Genomic DNA, 16,377 nt, shown 5'->3' on the forward strand with positions numbered 1-16,377 from the left:
CCCTGGTCCGTCAGGCGTTCGGGTCGAACGAGATGCCCGAGGGCATGGCCTTGGTGAGGTGGGCGGCGAAGTTGGCGTCCTTGAGGCCGAAGTTGGCGCTGCCGAAGTCGTACGCGCTCAACTTGTCGCGCAGCCCCGCCGGGTAGCCGTTCCAGCCGACCAGGTCCGGGTACTGCCAGGTGCCGTAGGCGTTCTCCGGCGGCTCGTCGTTCGAGCCGGCGATGCGGAAGGTGTGGGTGAGCGCCCCGTCCTTGTGGTAGACGATCTTGGGGTGGTTGCCGTCCCAGCGGACCGCGCTGCTGCTCTGGACCGTGAACTCGCCGTGCGCGGACGTGGCGACGTACTTTGCCTGGCCGTCCTGCACCCACACTACGACGTGCTCCCAGTCGTTCCGGTGCCCGCCGATGCTGCTGCCGGCGACGGCCTGGTCCTTCTCGAAGTAGAGGGCGTACATGATCGCGCACCAGCCGTTGTTGCACTTCTCGCGCGAGTAGCCGTTGGTGTTGTCGAGGTCCGAGGTGTCGTGGCACTCGCCGCTGACCGAACCGGACGGGTTGAGACCGCCGTTGACGGTTCCGTCGGGCCCGATGGCCGGCGTGGGGTAGCAGCCGTCGGTGTCGTAGTCGTAGGCCGGCTGCCACGTGTTCTCAAGGGTGTCGGCGTTGGCGGGCAGCGCGGACGGCGGGGCGGCGAACGCGCTGCCGGGAACGGCGACGACCAGCGCGACGGCGCTGCCGAGAACCAGCGAGGCTCTGCGGACGCGCGAGGTGATCTTCACTGCGGCTCCTGTTTGACCGTGGGGGTGAAAGCGGGGGTGGGAGTGGGGGGTTGGGGGTGAGGAAGGCGAGAGTCCGGTTGGCGTGCTCGGATCAAAGTTGCCCCGTTGCCCGACGGTCTGATCGTTGACAGGTGTCACTGTGATGAAAACTCAACCAATAGTGCGCGTGGGGGAGTTGAGGTCAAGGGTGTCGGCGGGCCGGCCGGGCGTTGGCGGGCCCTCTTGCCGTTCGGGTCCGCTCCATTTATTGTTTGGCCTCAAACAAAAAGAACGGAGTGCGTACGACCATGACCGCAGCTCCTCGAATGCAACTGGTCCTCAGCGAGAACTGGACCATGACCGGCGGACGTGTCGACCTGCCACTGCTGGTGCGCTGGGCCAGAGAGGCCGAGGACGCCGGGTTCGACTCGGTGATGCTCAGCGAGCACATCGTGCTCGGCCCCGACGCCGGCGCGAACGGCATCATGGGCAACCCGCGCGACTACGCCCTGCCGGGCAACCAGGACCCGTACATGCCCTGGCCCAACTCCCTGATACTGCTCGCCGCGATCGCCTCGGTGACCGAGCGGGTCCGGCTGGCCGCCTCGGCGGTGATCGCTCCGCTGCGTCATCCCCTGTTGCTGGCGCGGGAGTTGGGCACGCTCGACCTGCTCTGTGAGGGGCGGCTGATGGTGCTGCCCAATGTCAGCTGGAGCCGGGACGAGTACGACGCGCTCGGGGTGCCCTTCGCCCGACGGGGCCGGCTGCTGGACGAACACCTGGAGGTCTGGGCGAAGCTGTGGGGGCCGTCGCCGGTGTCCCACGAGGGCGAGCACTACCGGTTCGAGAACGTCTACTTCGAGCCCAAGGCGTATCGGGCGGACGGGCCCCGGCTGTGCTTCGGCGGGGCCGGGATGCACGCGGCGATGGTGCGGAGGCTGGTGCGGTACGGGCACGCCTTCAATCCGCTGGGGCGTCCGACCGCCGAGGAGATGCGGGTGCTCGGGGAGGCGATGAAGGAGGGAGGGCGGGACGTTTCCGAGCTGGAGATGATCGGGGGGACGCGGGCGGTGTTTCCTGATGACCGGTCCTGTGCGGATCTTGGGGCGGCATTGGCTTCGATCCCGGAGCAGATGGAGTTGGGTTTTACAACGTTTTGTGTGAAACCCTCCCAGTTCATTGATGATCCGGACGGGGTCGGAGGGTTCTGCCGGGATGTGATGCGGCGGGTATCGGGCGGAGCGTCTGCCGTGTGAGGTCGGTCGGCAATGTCACAGGCCCGCGGCCTTCGTACAATTTGGTGCCGAACGACCGGTGCCATGGAGGGGAATGCCGTTGACGCAGCGACCGATCGTCGAGACCGAGCAGTTGGTCAAGGCCAAGCTCGGGGACATTCCGATCCGGCACGACCAGATGGCCGTCGTCGCGAACATCCACCGGGCCGCCTCCGCCGTGCGCCAGCATGTCGAGAACTCCGTGCTGCGTGGCGTGGATCTGACGTGGACCGGGTTCGTCGTGCTGTGGGTCGTCTGGATCTCCGGGGAGACCGAGACGCGGCTCGTGGCCGAGGAGGCCGGGATCTCCAAGGGGACACTCACCGGGGTGGCCCGGACACTGGAGTCGCGTGGGCTGGTCCGGCGTATCGAGCACCCCTCGGACGGGCGGCGGGTGCTGCTCGGGCTCACGGATGAGGGTGAGGCGCTGATGCGGACGCTGTTTCCCGACTTCAACGCCGAGGAGGCGTTCGTCGCCGCGCCGCTGAGCGCCGAGGAGTGCCGGGCCACCGCGGACGCGCTGCGCAGGATCGTCGTCCAGGTCGAGACCCATGGGGAGGACCGCCGGCTGGAGCTGCTCGACGGCGCCGAACCCGCGCCGCGCCGCAGCGGACGCCGGCCCAAGAGCTGATCCCCCAGCCCAGCCCAGCCCAGCCCAGCCACGTCGCGTCTCTGTCGTCACCCTGCCGTCACCATGTCGTTCGAAGTGGAGAACTCCCGTGCGCGCCCTGCTCATACGTCACGACCATCTCTCGCTGTCCGGTCCCGTCGGCGACCGCATCGCCCAACTCGGCTACGAAATCGATGAGTTGACCGTCGTACCGGCCGAGCGGTACGACACCCCGGGTGTGGAGTTCGACTTCCCCGACCCGGCCGGCTATGACCTGATCGTGCTGCTCGGGGCGCCCTGGTCGGTCTACGACAGGGACTCGGTCGCGCCCTGGATCGACGGCGAACTGGAACTGCTGCGCAGCGCCCACGCCGCCGAGCTGCCCGTGCTCGGCATCTGCTTCGGGGCGCAGGCGCTCGCCACCGCCCTCGGGGGGAGCGTGGAGGCGGCGCCCCGGCACGAGATCGGCTGGACGGCCGTCGAGTCGGACCTGCCTGGGCTGATTCCGGCGGGGCCGTGGTTCCAGTGGCACTTCGACCGGTTCGTGGTCCCGCCGGGCGCGGTGGAGCTCGCCCGCAGCGCCGTCGGTCCGCAGGCATTCCGGGCCGGACGGGCGCTCGGGGTCCAGTTCCATCCCGAGCTCGACGAGGAGACGCTGCTCCAGTGGCTGGACTCCGGCGGCCGGCGCGAGGCGAGGGCGCACGGTGAGGACCCGGATCAGCTGCTCGCCGAGACCCGCGCCCGGCGCGAGGAGTCACGGCAACGGGCGTACGACCTCGTGGACGCGTTTCTCGCGCAGATCGCCGGGGTGGTGACGGGCCCGATCGCCGATGGGCGGGGGCGCGCGGCCTGAGAGCTTTCGGTTCTCGAGTGAACGTTTTCCGGTGGAGTCGCGTCGTACCGGATAGGGCCTGTCCGGTGGACAGGCCCTGGCAGTAGTCGGTACTCGTTCACTTGTTCAGGGGGATCACCATGGCTTCGGTCCGATTGCTGTCGTCCGTCGTGCTGGCCGGGGGGCTGATGTGCGCGGCCGTCGGCTGTGACGCGGATTCCGGGGCCTCGGTGTCGGGGGAGCGCTCGTCGACGTCGTCGCCCACCCCCTCGTCCTCGTTCTCGTCATTCGGGGAGTCCTGGAAGGAACCCGCCTCGTACGTCTACACGTTGACGTCGAGCGAGGGTGAGCGCAGCCTGATCGGCACGTTCCGGGTGACCGTTCGGGACGGGAAGGTGGCCAAGGCGGTCGGGCTCGACGAGAGCGCGCGGGGCGCGGTGGAGCGCGCGCCCGAGGAAGTGCCCACCATCAAGGGGCTGCTGGACCAGCTGGCCCGGGCCCACCACGAGGGCGCGGACACGGCGGAGGCGGAGTACGCGCCCGACGGGCACCCCGTACGGATCACCCTGGACCCGGAGGAGAACGCGGTCGACGACGAGGAGTCGTACGTCATCAGCGGCTACAAGCCGGTTCCAGCGCCTGCGGGGGATCAGTCCTAGTTCTGGGCGTCGTGGTCGTTCAGGTCCTCGAACGTGCCGCCGACCTTCTGGCGCAGCGATTCCTGGAGCTTCGGCGGGGCGCTGATGACCCACCTGGTGCCGACCAGGTACTTGCCGCCGTAGATGGCCGCGCTGTCCAGCCAGACGAGCTTGTACTTCTCCTCCGGGAACGTCGTGATCAGGTAGTCGCCGTCGGCGGTGTGGCAGACACCCTCGCGCAGTTCCTTCGCGTCCGTGCGGATCGTCACCTCGCAGCCCGTCAGCTTGGCGATCACCTCGACCTTGGCCGGCGCGACCACGGCGGCCACGGGAGCGGGCGGCATGGACTCGGAAGCGGACGGCGACGCCTTCTTCCCGGAGCCCGAATCCGTATCCGAGTCCGACGTACAGGCCGTGGCCAGAGGGAGGGCGACGGCCGTCAGGAGTGCGGCGAGTGCGACGGCCCTTCGCGGCGATCGCCGGGTTTGCTGCTGGAACACTGCGCCTCTCCAGGTCGGGTGGTACGGCGGACGTACGACTCGACAGAAGGTACGGACGGGCGCCGGGCCCCGTTCACAGCCAGCCGTTGCGCTTGAAACCGCGGTGGACGAAGAAGCAGACGGTGCCGATGACGGAGAGGACGAGCGGGTAGCCGTAGCGCCAGTGCAGTTCGGGCATGTGCTGGAAGTTCATGCCGTAGATCCCGCAGACCATCGTCGGTACGGCGACGATCGCGGCCCACGCCGTGATCTTCCGCATGTCCTCGTTCTGGCCGACGGTGACCTGTGCGAGGTGGGCCTGGAGGATCGAGTCGAGCAGGGCGTCGTAGGCGTGGATCTGCTCGGTGGCGCGGATGAGGTGGTCGGACACGTCGCGGAAGTAGGCCTGTATCGACGGCTCGACGGAGGGCATCGGCTCGGTGGCCAGCTGCTGGAGAGGGCGGCCGAGGGGGACCACCGCCCGCTTCAGTTCGAGGAGCTCGCGCTTGAGCTGGTAGATACGGCCGGCGTCGGCGGTGCGCGGGCTCTGCGGGGAGAACACGTCCGACTCGACCTGGTCGATGTCGTCCTGGACGGAGTCCGTGACGTTCAGGTAGTCGTCGACGACATGGTCGGCGATGCCGTGCAGCACCGCGGCCGGACCCCTGCTGAGCTGCTCCGGGTCGGACTCCAGGTCCTCGCGCAGGGGGCCCAGGGAGCCGTGCCGGCCGTGCCGGACGGTGACGACGAAGTCCGGGCCGGCGAAGACCATGATCTCGCCGGTGGTGACGACCTCGCTGGTCGCGGTGAGCTCCTCGTGCTCGACGTAGCAGACCGTCTTGAACACGGCGAACAGGACAGCGCCGTACCGCTCCACCTTGGGGCGCTGATGGGCCTGGACGGCGTCCTCCACGGCGAGCGGGTGCAGCCCGAACAGTTCGGCGACGCGGGCGAACTCCGTCGCGGAGGGTTCGTGCAGCCCGAGCCAGACGAAACCGCGGTCGTGCTTGCGTACGCGGGCGACGGACTCCTCGACGGTCGGGGCGGTGGGCTGGCGTACACCGTCGCGGTAGATGACGCAGTTGACGACGGTCGAGCCGAGCGGTGAGCGGGCGGGGTGACTGAGGTCCACGCGCCGCCCACGCCGAGCCAGGCGGGCCACTTTGCGCAGGCTGCCGACCATCGACATGCGGTTTGCTCCTTCTACGGGTGCGGACAGTGTGCCAGGTGGGGGTAAGGGTGCGGTCAGGGGAGACGCCGGAGGGATCTCGCCCCCGCCGCCCCTACCCGTCCCATCCCGTACCTGAGGGCTGCGCCCCCAAACCCCCTACGGCCCTGAACGGGCCTTGTCCTCGAACTCCCCCAGAGAGGGGACCCCAGACGGGCCGGATGGTGCAGGCCGGACAAACGCCCCGCACCGGACATACCCGTTTCGCCCCCTGTGCATTCGGGCAGGGCTCGGGCAGCGTGGGGGAGGGGGACGCGGTGGTGGTGGCGGACCAATGCGGTTCGGCGGGTGAGCGCTGACCACTCGGATGTGACTCAGGGAGCACAAAGTTCCGTGGTAGCGGCAACCTTTGCGTCGGTGGTGGCGACAGAAGGGTGTCGAAAACGGAAAGCGACGCGAACTCCCGAACGAGAGCGATGACGTGGGCAAGAGAGCACTGGGGCGCAGGCCGCGCGGCAAGAGAACGACCCGCCGCAGGGGGGTGCTGATCGGTGCGCTGGTCGTAACTCTGTGCGGGGCCGTGGTCGCCGGAGGGATGCTGATGTCGGCGTCCGCGTCCAGTCCGGGCGCCGGAACGTACCGTCTGGTGAACGCCGCCGACAGCACCTGTCTGACCGGGGCACCGGCGACCACGGAGAGCGGTGCGCAACTGGGCACGGCGGCGTGCGACAGCTCGGCCGCCGGACAGACCTGGCAACTGGCCGACAGCGGCGGCGGGTTCACGGTCAAGGGCACCGTCGGCGGACTGTGCGCCGGGGTCAAGGGCGCGTCCGCGTCCGCCGGTGAGGCGGTGCAGCAGCAGACCTGCGACGGCGGCTCGTCCCAGGTGTGGAAACTGACCGCGGTGAACAGCGCGTACCACCTGGTCAATGCCAAGAGCGCCGAGTGCCTGAGCGTCAGGGACGCGCTGGCGCAGCAGAACTCCTGCGACAAGGCGAGCGGCAAGAGCTGGAAGCTGGTCGCGGTGGGCGACTCGTCGGCGACGACGGCACCGTCGGGTTCGACGTCCGGTTCGACGCCGGCCTCGGCTTCGGGGAGCCCGTCCGCGTCCCCCTCTGTCTCGGCCGCACCTTCGGCGTCCGCCTCACCTTCGGTCTCGACTTCCCCGTCCGCTTCCCCGTCCGCCTCCGTGTCCGCCTCCGCGGCGGCGAACAGGTCCGACGCCTCCGCCAGCCAGGCTTCCGGAACGGACTCGGCCGGCAGCACGACCCTGGGCGGGTGGCCCACTGTCGCCGGCGTGAAGGCGGTCACCGCGAGCATCGAGGTCTCAGGTACGTACGACGGCGGTCTCAAGCGCTTCTACGGCTCCGGTGTCCTCGGCAGTGCCGACCAGGACGAGAACCAGGGCCCGATCTTCGAACTCGCCGACGGTGCGGTGCTGAAGAACGTGGTCCTGGGGGCTCCGGCCGCCGACGGCGTTCACTGCCTGGGCAGTTGCACCCTGCAGAACGTGTGGTGGGAGGACGTCGGCGAGGACGCGGCCACGTTCAAGGGCAAGTCGGCCTCGGCGACCTACCTGGTCTCCGGCGGCGGCGCGCGCAACGCGGACGACAAGGTCTTCCAGTTCAACGGTGCCGGCACGCTGACCGTGCAGAACTTCCAGGTCGCCGACTTCGGCAAGCTGGCCCGCTCGTGCGGCAACTGCAAGACGCAGTACGAGCGCCACATCGTGGTGAAGAACGTACGGGCGACCGGTCCGGGCAAGGCTCTGGTCGGGATCAACGCCAACTACGGGGACACGGCCACGATTTCGGGGGTCACGGTCATCGGCGACAGCAGCAGGAAGATCACCATCTGCGAGCGCTTCCAGGGCAACTCCTCCGGCGCCGAACCGCCGTCCCTCGGCAGCGGCCCGGACGGTACGCACTGCCGCTACAGCAGTTCGGACATCACGTACAGGTGATTCAGGTGATTCAGGTGATCCAACCCAGCCCGCGCGTCCGGCGGCCTCCAGGTCAGGAACGCAGTATCTGGCTGACAGCTGACAGCTGACAGCTTGCGGCAGACAGCCGACCGCCGTCGCGTCGACGGTGATGCCCGCGCGTTCGGCGCGCCCCAGATCGGCCTTGCGGATCTCCACAAGGCCGTCGTGCCCGGGGCCGGCCTCAGGTGGCCAGCGGATCCAGCACCATCGGCTCGATCTTGCCCTCCAGCATGTACCCGAGGCCCTGTACCGCGCACACGTCCGGCCGCTCGGCGATGTGCACCGGCATGCCCGTGGCCTGCCGCAGCATCTGGTCGAAGCCGGGGAGCAGCGCGCTGCCGCCGACCATCATGATCCCGCGGTCGGCGAGGTCGGCCACCAGATCGGGCGGGCAGTCCCGCAGCACCTTTCCGATCCCGTCGAGTACGGCCGTCAGCGGCGTCTGGATGGCGTCGCGCACGGCGGCGGTGTCGACCTGGACGGAGCGGGCGAGGCCGGTGGCGACGTCCCGTCCGTGGATCTCGGTGGACGACGGGCCGTGAGCGGTGAGCCCGTTGCCGGAGAGGGCGAGCTGCAGTGGACGTACGGACTGGCTGGGCAGCATCAGCTCATGCTCGTGCCGCAGATGCTGCACGATCGCGTGGTCGACGGCCTCGCCCCCGACCGGGATCCGCTCGGCGGTCACGATAGAGCCGAGGGAGAGAACGGCGAGCTGGGTGGCGGCGGCGCCGCACACCATGACCATGGTCGCCTCGGGCTGTTCGACGGGCAGCCCGCACCCCACGGCGGCGGCGACAAGCGTGTCGACGAGCTCGACGCGCCGGGCGCCGAGCCCGACGAGCGTCTCGATGGCCGCGCGCTGCGCGAGCGGGTCGGCGTCGTGCGGGTAGCAGGCGGCGGCCCGTAGGAAGGGCTTGCGGCGCAGCGTTCGCCGTACCTTGTCGCCGATCAGGTGCCGCAGCATGCGCTGCGCCATCTCGATGTCGACGACGGTCCCACCGGACACGGGTCGCACGACCCGGATGTAGTCGGGTGTGCGTCCCGTCATCTTCTCTGCGAACTCCCCGACCGCGATCAGCGCCCCGGTCCTGGTGTTCACGGCGGCGACGGACGGCTGGTCGACCACGAGCCCGGCACCCTTGACGTAGACGCGGGTCCGCGCGGCCCCGAGGTCGACGGCGAAGTGGCAGCGGCGCATCTGTTCCAGACTGACGGTCATGGCAGATCCTCCGAGAGCGCAGACCGTACGGGCCCGCCGGTCGGTGGGCCTCCACTGGCATCGTGCGGGGGGCGGGGGAGGGGGCGCCTGTTGTAGGGGGCCGGGTGGGGTGCCGCCGTATGGGTAATTTATCCCCTTCTCTCGAGGTCGGGCCAAGACACCCGCGGGCGCTATGGAAGGTCCGGGGTGGGGTCCGGGCGGCCCACGATGCCCCGCACCACCCCCAGCTCCACCAGGTCCTGCGGCCGGATCCGGAGCTGGTCCGCCGTCGCTTCCACCTCGCTCTCCGGGCGCTTGAGGATGGCCGCCGCGAGCTCCGGCGCGATGACGGAGAAGTAGCTGTCCGGCGTGGCCCAGGTGTTGCCGGGGGCGGCGAGTGCCAGGGCGCCGCCCGACCCGCCCTCGCCGATCAGCAGTGTGGTGACCGGCGTGCGTGCGGTGGCGACCGCGCCGAACAGGTCCGCGATCGCGGCGCCCGCGCCCTGGCGCTCGGCGGCGGCGTCGTTGGCGGCGCCCGGGGTGTCCACCAGGGTCAGCACGGGGATGCCGAGCCGGTCCGCGAGGCGGATCAGCCGGGCGGCGGTGCGATAGCCGGCGGGGCGGGTGGCCGTGCCGAGCTGCGCGGCGTACGCGACGGTCCGCCCGTCCTCCGCCCGCTCACCGAACCCGCACGCCATCCCGGCGTCGGTGCCGCCGCAGCGGTCACCGCTGATCGCGGCGCGCCGGGTGAAGTACGCGTCCAAGTAGGCCTCGGCGCGTGGGCGCTCGGGGGCGCGAGCGCGCCGGACGGCGTCCCACCCGGTGGCGGGGAGGGATGCAGGGCGGGGCAAGGGCGGGGGCAAGGGCGGGGGCAGGGGCCGTGGAGGAGCGCCCCCCGTCGGGCCCTCGTCGGCGGCATCGGCGGCATCGATGACGTCGATGGCGTCGATGGCGTCCGCGGTCAGCAGGGCCGGGGGCGGGGCTGCCTGCGTCGGGCCGGTGCTCGGGTCGGCGTTCGGGCCGGTGCCGAGCGCATCGGCGCACAGCAGGCGCAGCCACAGGGCCAGCGTCTCCCGGAGCGCCTCCGGACGTACGACCGCGTCTGCCGCGCCCGCCGCCACCTGCGCCTCGGCCGTGTACGCCGCCGGGTCCGCGTCGGCCGGCCGGACCCGGGAACCCGCGAAGCCCACCTGGGCGCCGGGCAGCGCCAGCACGACGTCGGCACCCGCGCCCAGGGTCGCCCAACCGCCGCCGGTCGTCGGATCCCGGAGGACCGCGATCTGCGGCAGGCCGGCCTCGCGCGTGAGCGCCGACTGGCGTGCCACGCGCTGGAGCTGGGTCAGCGCGAGCATGCCCTCCTGCATCCGGCTGCCGCCCGTCGCGACGAGCGGGACGACGGGCAGGCGGTGGGTGCGCGCGTACTCGTACGCCGACTCCAGACGGTCTCCGGTGCGTTCACCGAGCGAGCCACCGAGGAAACCGAACTCGAAGGCGATGAGCACAGCCGGGGTGCCGCCGATACGCGCGGTGCCGCAGACGACGGACTCCTCCTCGCCGGTGCGGGTGGCGGCGCGGGCGCGCGAGGCGTCGTAACCCTGCCAGGAGAGGGGCCCGTCGGGCCGGAACTCCCGGGTGGGGTGGGGGAGTTCGCTGAAGCCATCAATTGAGCGGCCAGCGGTGTCATCAGTGGAGCCATCAGTGGAGCCGTCGGAGAGCAGGGCGATGAGCTCGCGGGCGGAGCGGCGCCAGGGCGCCCGGTGGGTCACAGGATCGGCCACTTGGCCAGTCGCTGGTTCAGCCACTCGACCGGTCACTGGTTCAGCTACTTGGCCAGTCGCTGGTTCAGCCACTCGGTCAGCCGCTGAGTCATTGGCTCGGTCACTCACCGGGCAGGGCCCGCTTCATGATCTTCCCCATGTCGTTGCGTGGGAGGGCGTCCAGGTAGCGCACGACCCGGGGGCGCTTGTGCGGGGCGAGACGGCCGGCGACATGGTTCGCCAACTCGTCGGCGTCCGGCGGGGATTGTGGATCGGCGGGGACGATCCAGGCGACGATCCGCTCACCGAGGTCGGCGTCCGGCTCCCCGGTCACGGCTGCCTCGCGCACCCCCGCGTGCTCCAGCAGGGCGTTCTCGATCTCGCCCGCGCCGATCTTGTAACCGCCGCTCTTGATCAGGTCGGTGGCCTTGCGGCCGACGATACGGACATAGCCGTCGGGATCGCGCACCGCCATGTCCCCGGTACGGAACCAACCGCCGGCGGTGAAGGCGGCGGCGGTGGCGTCGGGCCGGTTCAGGTACTCGGTGAACAGGTTCGGCCCGCGCACCTGGATCTCGCCCACGGTTTCGCTGTCGTACGCCGTGATGGGCGCCCCGTCCTCCTCGACGAGCCGCAGCTCGACGCCCGGCAGCGGTACGCCGACCGTGCCCGCGCGGGGCTCCCCGTCCGCGCGAACGCTCGTATTCATGAGGGTCTCGGTCATGCCGTACCGCTCCACGACCCGCCGGCCGGTCGCGGCGGTGATCCGCTCGTGGTCGTGCACGGGCAGTGCGGCGGAACCCGATACGAGCAGACGGGCCCGGCCGAGCGCCGCGGCGAGCTCCGGGTCACCGGGGAGCGCCTCCGCGATCCGGTGGTACATCGTCGGAACGCCGAACAGCATCGTCGCCCCGTCGTTCAGCTCACGGGTCACGCCCTCCGTCCCGAACCGCCCGAGGTGCCGTACCGAGCCGCCGCGCCGCAGCGGGCCGAGGATGCCGAGAATCAGACCGTGCACGTGAAAGAGCGGAAGTCCGTGCACCAGCACGTCCTCGGAGGTCCACTGCCAGGCGTCGGCGAGCGCGTCCAGGGTGGCGGCGACGGCCCGGCGCGGGATGACGGCGCCCTTGGGCGGGCCGGTGGTGCCGGAGGTGTAGACGATCAGGGCGGGGGATTCGGGGGAGGGGTCGTACGTCGTCCTGGGCGCCCCGAAGGAGGGACGTACGTCGACCTCGACCTCGACCTCGATGCGCTCCAACGAGCCGAAAGCGGTGGGGAGTTGGTCGCCAGGGGTGGTGAGTACGAGCGTGGGTGAGCTGTCCTTCAGGATGTGCCCCAACTCGCTCTCGCCCGACTTCGGGTTGAGCGGCACCGCCGGGACCCCGGCCAGCAGCGCGGCAACGACGCCGACGGCGGTTTCCAGCGTAGGTGTCGCCCAGACGGCGACCGGGCCGCCCGACCCGGAGATCCGTTGGGCGAGGCCTCCGGCCGAGGCGGCGAGTTCGGCGTACGTCAGCGAGCGGGCGCCGAACCGCAGGGCGGGCCGCTCGGCGGTGTCGGTCGAGTCACCGGTCGGGTCATCGGTCAGTCCGGGGAAGAGAGAGGACACGCGTCGTACTCCTTAACTCGTCACATCGTCGTACAGGCGCCGTGGTGCTCGGCGGTCACGCCCAGCCGGGTACCACCAGCACCAGCCACACCACCGCAGGAACCACGGCCACCACGATTCCTCCGTACACCATCAGCTGCCGGAAGAAGCGCTCGCGGTCGACATCCGGTGCCGAGGCCAGCACCAGCGCGCCGTTCGTCGAGAACGGACTCACGTCCACGACCGTCGCCGACACCGCCAGTGCCGCCACCATTCCGACCGCCCCGATTTCTCCCTGCGCCAGGAACGGTACCGCCAGCGGAATCAGCGCCCCCATGATGCCGACGGAGGACGCGAACGCCGAGATCAGCGCGCCGATGTAGCAGAGGAGCACCGCTGCCAGCAGCGGCACACCGATGTCGCCGACACCCTCGCCGGCCCAGGTGATGGTGCCCATCTCCTGCAACACGCCGACGTAGGTGAGGACACCGCAGATCACCAGGACGGTCGTCCAGGCGATCTGTCCCACGGCCTTGCGGCTGTCCTCGGGCCAGCAGGCGGCGAGTACGACGGCGACCGTGATGGCGGTGAGCCCGGCGTCGAGGTCGAAGGCGAGCACGGCGACGACGAGGGCGACGAGCCCGGCGAGGGTGGCGATGCGGGCGGGGGTGAGGAGAAGGGCTTCCTCCGCCCGTACGGAGACTCCGCCTTCTGCACGGACGGAGACGCCGCCGCCCCCGTCGACGGCGCGGTCCTTGCCGACCCCGCCGCCTTCCCCGCTCCCGACATCCTCGCTGCCACGGTTGTCCCCGACGCTCGCGCGGCTCAGCTTCAGCCCGCCGAACAGCACGAACACCACTGCCGCGATCGCGAGGTTGACGAAGAGGGAGGCGAGGAAGAGGGTGATCTCGTTGCCGGGAAGCTTCTCCTTCTCGACGATCCCGTTGACGATCGACCCGTAGATACTGATGGGCGAGAAGCCGCCGCCCTGGGCCCCGTGCACGACCATCGCGCCCATCAGCAAGGGGCTGATGCCGTACTGCGCGGCGAAACTCAGCGCGATCGGCGCCACGATGGCGACGGCGGCCGGACTGACCGCGCCGATCGCGGTGAGCGCCCCCGTCAGCACGAACATCACCCACGGAATGAGTACGACCCGGCCGCGCACCAGCCGGACCGAGGCGTGCACGAGCCAGTCGGTGGTGCCGTTGGCCCGGCCGATCGCGAACAGATAGGTCACTCCGACCAGCACGACGAAGAGGGAGCCGGGAAACCCGGCGAAGATCGTGTCGGTGTCGAGGTCGGCCACGAGCTCGCCCACCCCGAAAGCGGCGGCGAACGCGAGCGCGCCCATGTTGATGGAGCGGGTCGTGGCGATCACGAACACCACGACCAGCACGAGGATCGAAATCAGTTCGGCGGACATACGGGCTTCCCGTCCTTGGGTCCCTTGTCGACGAGGGGGCGATGAGGGGTGATGGGGGTGATGGGGTGTTGGTAGGGCGACGTCAGGAAGTGGCTGAGTGGTCCAGCCGTAAGTGGCTCAGTGGCTAAGTGGCTGAACCACATTGAGTGTCGGTCTCGGCCAGCGTCAAGAGACCTGACGCAAATTGGCTCAGCCACGCAGCCACGCAGCCACTCAGCCACTCAGCCACAAGACCACTCAGCCACAAGACCACTGAGCCACTCATCCACAGAGCATCCGAACTGGCGGCTACCCAGTGTTACGCTGCGGCCGACGTGAGGGGGAATGGGCATGACTGACGCATTGCGCCCGGTGGAAGCCAAGACGCGCCTGTACGAGCAGGTGCTCGACCGGCTGCGCAACTATGCCGTCGAGGGAGGTCTCGGGGCCGGTGACCGGCTTCCCCCCGAGCGTGATCTGGCTGCCCGGCTGGGCGTCAGTCGTGCCTCCGTGAAGCAGGCCATCGTCGTGCTGGAGGTTCAGGGGCTGGTCGAGGTTCGGCACGGAGGCGGTACGTATCTCGTGCGGGACAGCCTCGACGTCGAACCCGTGGAACGGCTCGTCGAGCGTCGGCGCCGGCTGCCCGACGTACTCGACGCCCGCGAGGCCCTGGAGACCAAGCTCGCCGAACTGGCCGCCGAGCGCCGCACGCAGGAGGACATCGACGAGCTGCGTGCCGCACTCGGCGTCATGGGGGAGGAGATCGACCAGGGCGCCGACGGCGTGGAGGGGGACCGCCGCTTCCACGCTGCGGTCACGGCCGCGGCGCACAGCGGCATCCTCGCCGAGTTCATGCGGTCGATCGCCGACCAGATCACCGAGAGTCGCCACGAGTCCCTGCGCCAACCGGGTCGCCCCGTACGCTCCCTGGCCCAGCACATGGCCATCTTCGACGCGATCGAGGCCGGACAGCCGCGGCAGGCCGCCGCTGCGATGCGACGGCATGTGCGGACGGTGGCGAAGGTGCGGTTGCTGGACTGGGATCCGGAGGACGACGACTCGTAGCCCGTGATGACCCTGCTCCTCGGGGAGTAATTGGGGGCCGGGGACCCCGCCCCCCAACAGGACTGCTTACCACGGGCGTTGAGACAGCAGTGAGAGCTACCATCTCCACGGCGTCGTCAACCGTCTGCGCCTGGGCGTTTCATCCGGAGCGATCATGCCGACTGAAGGCCGTGGTGAGACAGCGGTGTGGGCGAAGGTCCTCGCTGTGATCGTTCTCCTTGTCCTCATACCTCTGGTGATCTTTTCCATGGTCTCCTTCCAGGGGTCGGGCGCATTCCCTTGGTGAGTGCGGCTCTCGGCGAGACCGGGTAGCCGCCCGGAAGTCCAGCCAGTGCAGCCGGGCCCTGCCCATCGCCCATCGCTCCCGCTCTACTGCACCTGCATCCGGCCTCCGCCGCCCCGAACCACATCCGCCACCACGCAACTCACGTTGTCAGGACCCCCGTTGGCGTTCGCGGCCTCGATGAGGGCGGCTGTGGTCGCGTCCGGGTCGCCGATGGTGGTGAGGAGGTGCTGGATGGTGTTCTCCGGTACGGCCCTGGTCAGGCCGTCGGAGCAGAGGAGGTAGCGGTCGCCGGCCTGGGCGTCGTGCAGGCGCAGGTCGGGGGAAGCGGGAGCGCGTGTCAACGCCTTGACGAGCAGGGTGCGTTGGGGGTGGGTGGCGGCCTCCTCGGGGGTCAGCCGACCCTCGTCGATCAGCGACTGGACCAGCGTGTGGTCGTGGGTGATGAGGAAGAGTTCGCCGTCGCGCAGGAGGTACGCGCGGCTGTCTCCGATGTGTACGAGGGCGAGGCGCGAGCCGGTCCACACCATCGCGGTGAGGGTGGTACCGACGTCGTCCGTCTTCTCGTCCCCTGTTTTCTCGTGCTCGGTCTCGGCGATGTCCCGGACCGCCTGGGTGGCGCCCTGGACCGCGTCCTCCAGGAGGTTCAGGACGCTGCCGGCGGTGAGCGGTTCGGCGTCCAGGAACTTCAGGGCCTCGACCGCGGCGGCGCCTGCCGGTGCGCCCCCGGGGCCGAAGCCGTCGGCGACAGCCAGGACGCGTGAACCGGCGTATGCCGTGTCCTGGTTGGCCGTGCGGACCAGACCGATGTCGGTGCGGGCGGCGTAACGGAGTTCGAGGAGATTGGTGCTTGCCATGGGATGTGGGTCCTTCCTCGGCGGTGTCGAGAGGTGGTCGACGAGGAACGTGGCGAGATCCCGCCGGGTCGCGGTCTCCGCCTCGACCCGTGCCCAGAAGGCGCGGATCTCCTGGGCGGCGGCCGGCGGCTCCATGGCCCTGACCTGCCGGATACGGGCCAACGGCATCCCCAGCCGGCGCAGCCAGGCCACCAGCCGGGCCTGCTCCAACTGCTCGGGCGCGTAGTAGCGGTATCCGGTGTCGGGGTCGACGTGGGCAGGGCGGAGCAGGTCCAGTTCGTCGTAGAGCCGCAGCGCCTTCGGCGACAGCCGGCACGCCCTGGCGAATGCCCCGATGGTCAGCATCTCCGGCTTCACCGTGAAGCACCCCGTTTCCTGGTTTCCTGGTCCCGGTTTTCCGCCGGGTTCCTCGTTCCGCCACCGATGCTGCGGCTTCACCGAAGGTGAAGGTCAAGCGCTTGTTAACCTTCACCCGATATCGC

Annotated in this window: 14 protein-coding genes and 1 pseudogene; 7 read left to right on the plus strand and 8 right to left on the minus strand. The window is 70.0% G+C overall.

Annotated elements, in window-relative coordinates; translation table 11 throughout:
* Positions 1-10: 10 nt before the first annotated feature.
* On the minus strand, positions 11-778 hold the full coding sequence (locus OG734_RS34260; RefSeq protein ID WP_330291295.1) for an NPP1 family protein: 768 nt from the start codon (positions 776-778) through the stop codon (positions 11-13).
* Between the two features lie 287 nt (positions 779-1,065).
* On the opposite strand from OG734_RS34260, the gene OG734_RS34265 reads away from it, so the two are divergent.
* The 4 genes from OG734_RS34265 to OG734_RS34280 all read left to right on the plus strand — a co-directional run bounded on the left by OG734_RS34265 (position 1,066) and on the right by OG734_RS34280 (position 4,132).
* Positions 1,066-2,013, plus strand: a complete 948-nt coding sequence (locus OG734_RS34265; RefSeq protein WP_330291296.1) for a TIGR03619 family F420-dependent LLM class oxidoreductase — start codon at positions 1,066-1,068, stop codon at positions 2,011-2,013.
* A 73-nt stretch (positions 2,014-2,086) separates the two neighbouring features.
* Positions 2,087-2,662: a MarR family winged helix-turn-helix transcriptional regulator gene (locus OG734_RS34270; protein ID WP_330291297.1), complete on the plus strand. Its 576-nt coding sequence runs from the start codon at positions 2,087-2,089 to the stop codon at positions 2,660-2,662.
* An 88-nt stretch (positions 2,663-2,750) separates the two neighbouring features.
* Positions 2,751-3,494 carry a type 1 glutamine amidotransferase gene (locus tag OG734_RS34275; RefSeq protein ID WP_330291298.1) on the plus strand — a complete coding sequence of 248 codons (744 nt, stop codon included), beginning with the start codon at positions 2,751-2,753 and terminating at the stop codon, positions 3,492-3,494.
* A gap of 119 nt (positions 3,495-3,613) precedes the next feature.
* A complete protein-coding gene (locus OG734_RS34280) occupies positions 3,614-4,132 on the plus strand; it encodes a DUF6174 domain-containing protein (RefSeq protein WP_330291299.1) in 519 nt (172 codons plus the stop codon).
* Here the strand turns inward: OG734_RS34280 and OG734_RS34285 are convergent.
* Complete coding sequence (locus OG734_RS34285) at positions 4,129-4,611, minus strand: hypothetical protein (protein WP_330291300.1); 483 nt, start codon at positions 4,609-4,611, stop codon at positions 4,129-4,131. The genes OG734_RS34280 and OG734_RS34285 overlap by 4 nt on opposite strands.
* 73 nt (positions 4,612-4,684) lie before the next feature.
* Entirely contained in the window at positions 4,685-5,779 is a 1,095-nt protein-coding gene (locus OG734_RS34290) for a magnesium and cobalt transport protein CorA (RefSeq protein WP_330291301.1), read from the minus strand.
* A 580-nt stretch (positions 5,780-6,359) separates the two neighbouring features.
* Here OG734_RS34290 and OG734_RS34295 point away from each other — a divergent pair.
* Both OG734_RS34295 and OG734_RS34300 read left to right on the plus strand, forming a co-directional pair.
* Positions 6,360-6,734 (plus strand): annotated as a pseudogene (locus tag OG734_RS34295) (RICIN domain-containing protein); the annotation flags it as partial.
* Positions 6,735-7,028: 294 nt separating this feature from the next.
* A complete protein-coding gene (locus tag OG734_RS34300; RefSeq protein WP_330293900.1) occupies positions 7,029-7,721 on the plus strand; it encodes a pectate lyase in 693 nt (230 codons plus the stop codon).
* Between the two features lie 202 nt (positions 7,722-7,923).
* On the opposite strand, the gene OG734_RS34305 is transcribed toward OG734_RS34300, so the two are convergent.
* The 4 genes from OG734_RS34305 to OG734_RS34320 form a co-directional block, all read right to left on the minus strand.
* A complete protein-coding gene (locus OG734_RS34305) occupies positions 7,924-8,961 on the minus strand; it encodes a rod shape-determining protein (protein ID WP_330291302.1) in 1,038 nt (345 codons plus the stop codon).
* Positions 8,962-9,131: 170 nt separating this feature from the next.
* Entirely contained in the window at positions 9,132-10,718 is a 1,587-nt protein-coding gene (locus OG734_RS34310; RefSeq protein ID WP_330291303.1) for a carboxyl transferase domain-containing protein, read from the minus strand.
* Positions 10,719-10,818: 100 nt separating this feature from the next.
* The gene (locus OG734_RS34315; protein WP_330291304.1) at positions 10,819-12,306 is read right to left on the minus strand and encodes an acyl-CoA synthetase; all 1,488 of its coding nucleotides are present in this window, start codon (positions 12,304-12,306) and stop codon (positions 10,819-10,821) included.
* Between the two features lie 55 nt (positions 12,307-12,361).
* Positions 12,362-13,711 (minus strand): SLC13 family permease, encoded by a 1,350-nt coding sequence (locus OG734_RS34320; protein ID WP_330291305.1) that lies wholly within the window; start codon positions 13,709-13,711, stop codon positions 12,362-12,364.
* A 330-nt stretch (positions 13,712-14,041) separates the two neighbouring features.
* On the opposite strand from OG734_RS34320, the gene OG734_RS34325 reads away from it, so the two are divergent.
* Entirely contained in the window at positions 14,042-14,755 is a 714-nt protein-coding gene (locus OG734_RS34325) for a FadR/GntR family transcriptional regulator (RefSeq protein WP_330291306.1), read from the plus strand.
* 369 nt (positions 14,756-15,124) lie between these two features.
* On the opposite strand, the gene OG734_RS34330 is transcribed toward OG734_RS34325, so the two are convergent.
* On the minus strand, positions 15,125-16,240 hold the full coding sequence (locus tag OG734_RS34330) for a MerR family transcriptional regulator (protein WP_330291307.1): 1,116 nt from the start codon (positions 16,238-16,240) through the stop codon (positions 15,125-15,127).
* Positions 16,241-16,377 lie beyond the last annotated feature (137 nt).

This window comes from Streptomyces sp. NBC_00576, assembly GCF_036345175.1.
GTDB lineage: Bacteria > Actinomycetota > Actinomycetes > Streptomycetales > Streptomycetaceae > Streptomyces.

Coding starts and splice junctions, on each gene's coding strand:
- OG734_RS34265 (WP_330291296.1), top strand. CDS start 1,066: ATGACCGCAGCTCCTCGAATGCAACTGGTCCTCAGCGAGAACTGGACC.
- OG734_RS34270 (WP_330291297.1), top strand. CDS start 2,087: ATGCCGTTGACGCAGCGACCGATCGTCGAGACCGAGCAGTTGGTCAAG.
- OG734_RS34280 (WP_330291299.1), top strand. CDS start 3,614: ATGGCTTCGGTCCGATTGCTGTCGTCCGTCGTGCTGGCCGGGGGGCTG.
- OG734_RS34290 (WP_330291301.1), bottom strand. CDS start 5,779: ATGTCGATGGTCGGCAGCCTGCGCAAAGTGGCCCGCCTGGCTCGGCGT.
- OG734_RS34305 (WP_330291302.1), bottom strand. CDS start 8,961: ATGACCGTCAGTCTGGAACAGATGCGCCGCTGCCACTTCGCCGTCGAC.
- OG734_RS34320 (WP_330291305.1), bottom strand. CDS start 13,711: ATGTCCGCCGAACTGATTTCGATCCTCGTGCTGGTCGTGGTGTTCGTG.
- OG734_RS34325 (WP_330291306.1), top strand. CDS start 14,042: ATGACTGACGCATTGCGCCCGGTGGAAGCCAAGACGCGCCTGTACGAG.
- OG734_RS34330 (WP_330291307.1), bottom strand. CDS start 16,240: ATGCTGACCATCGGGGCATTCGCCAGGGCGTGCCGGCTGTCGCCGAAG.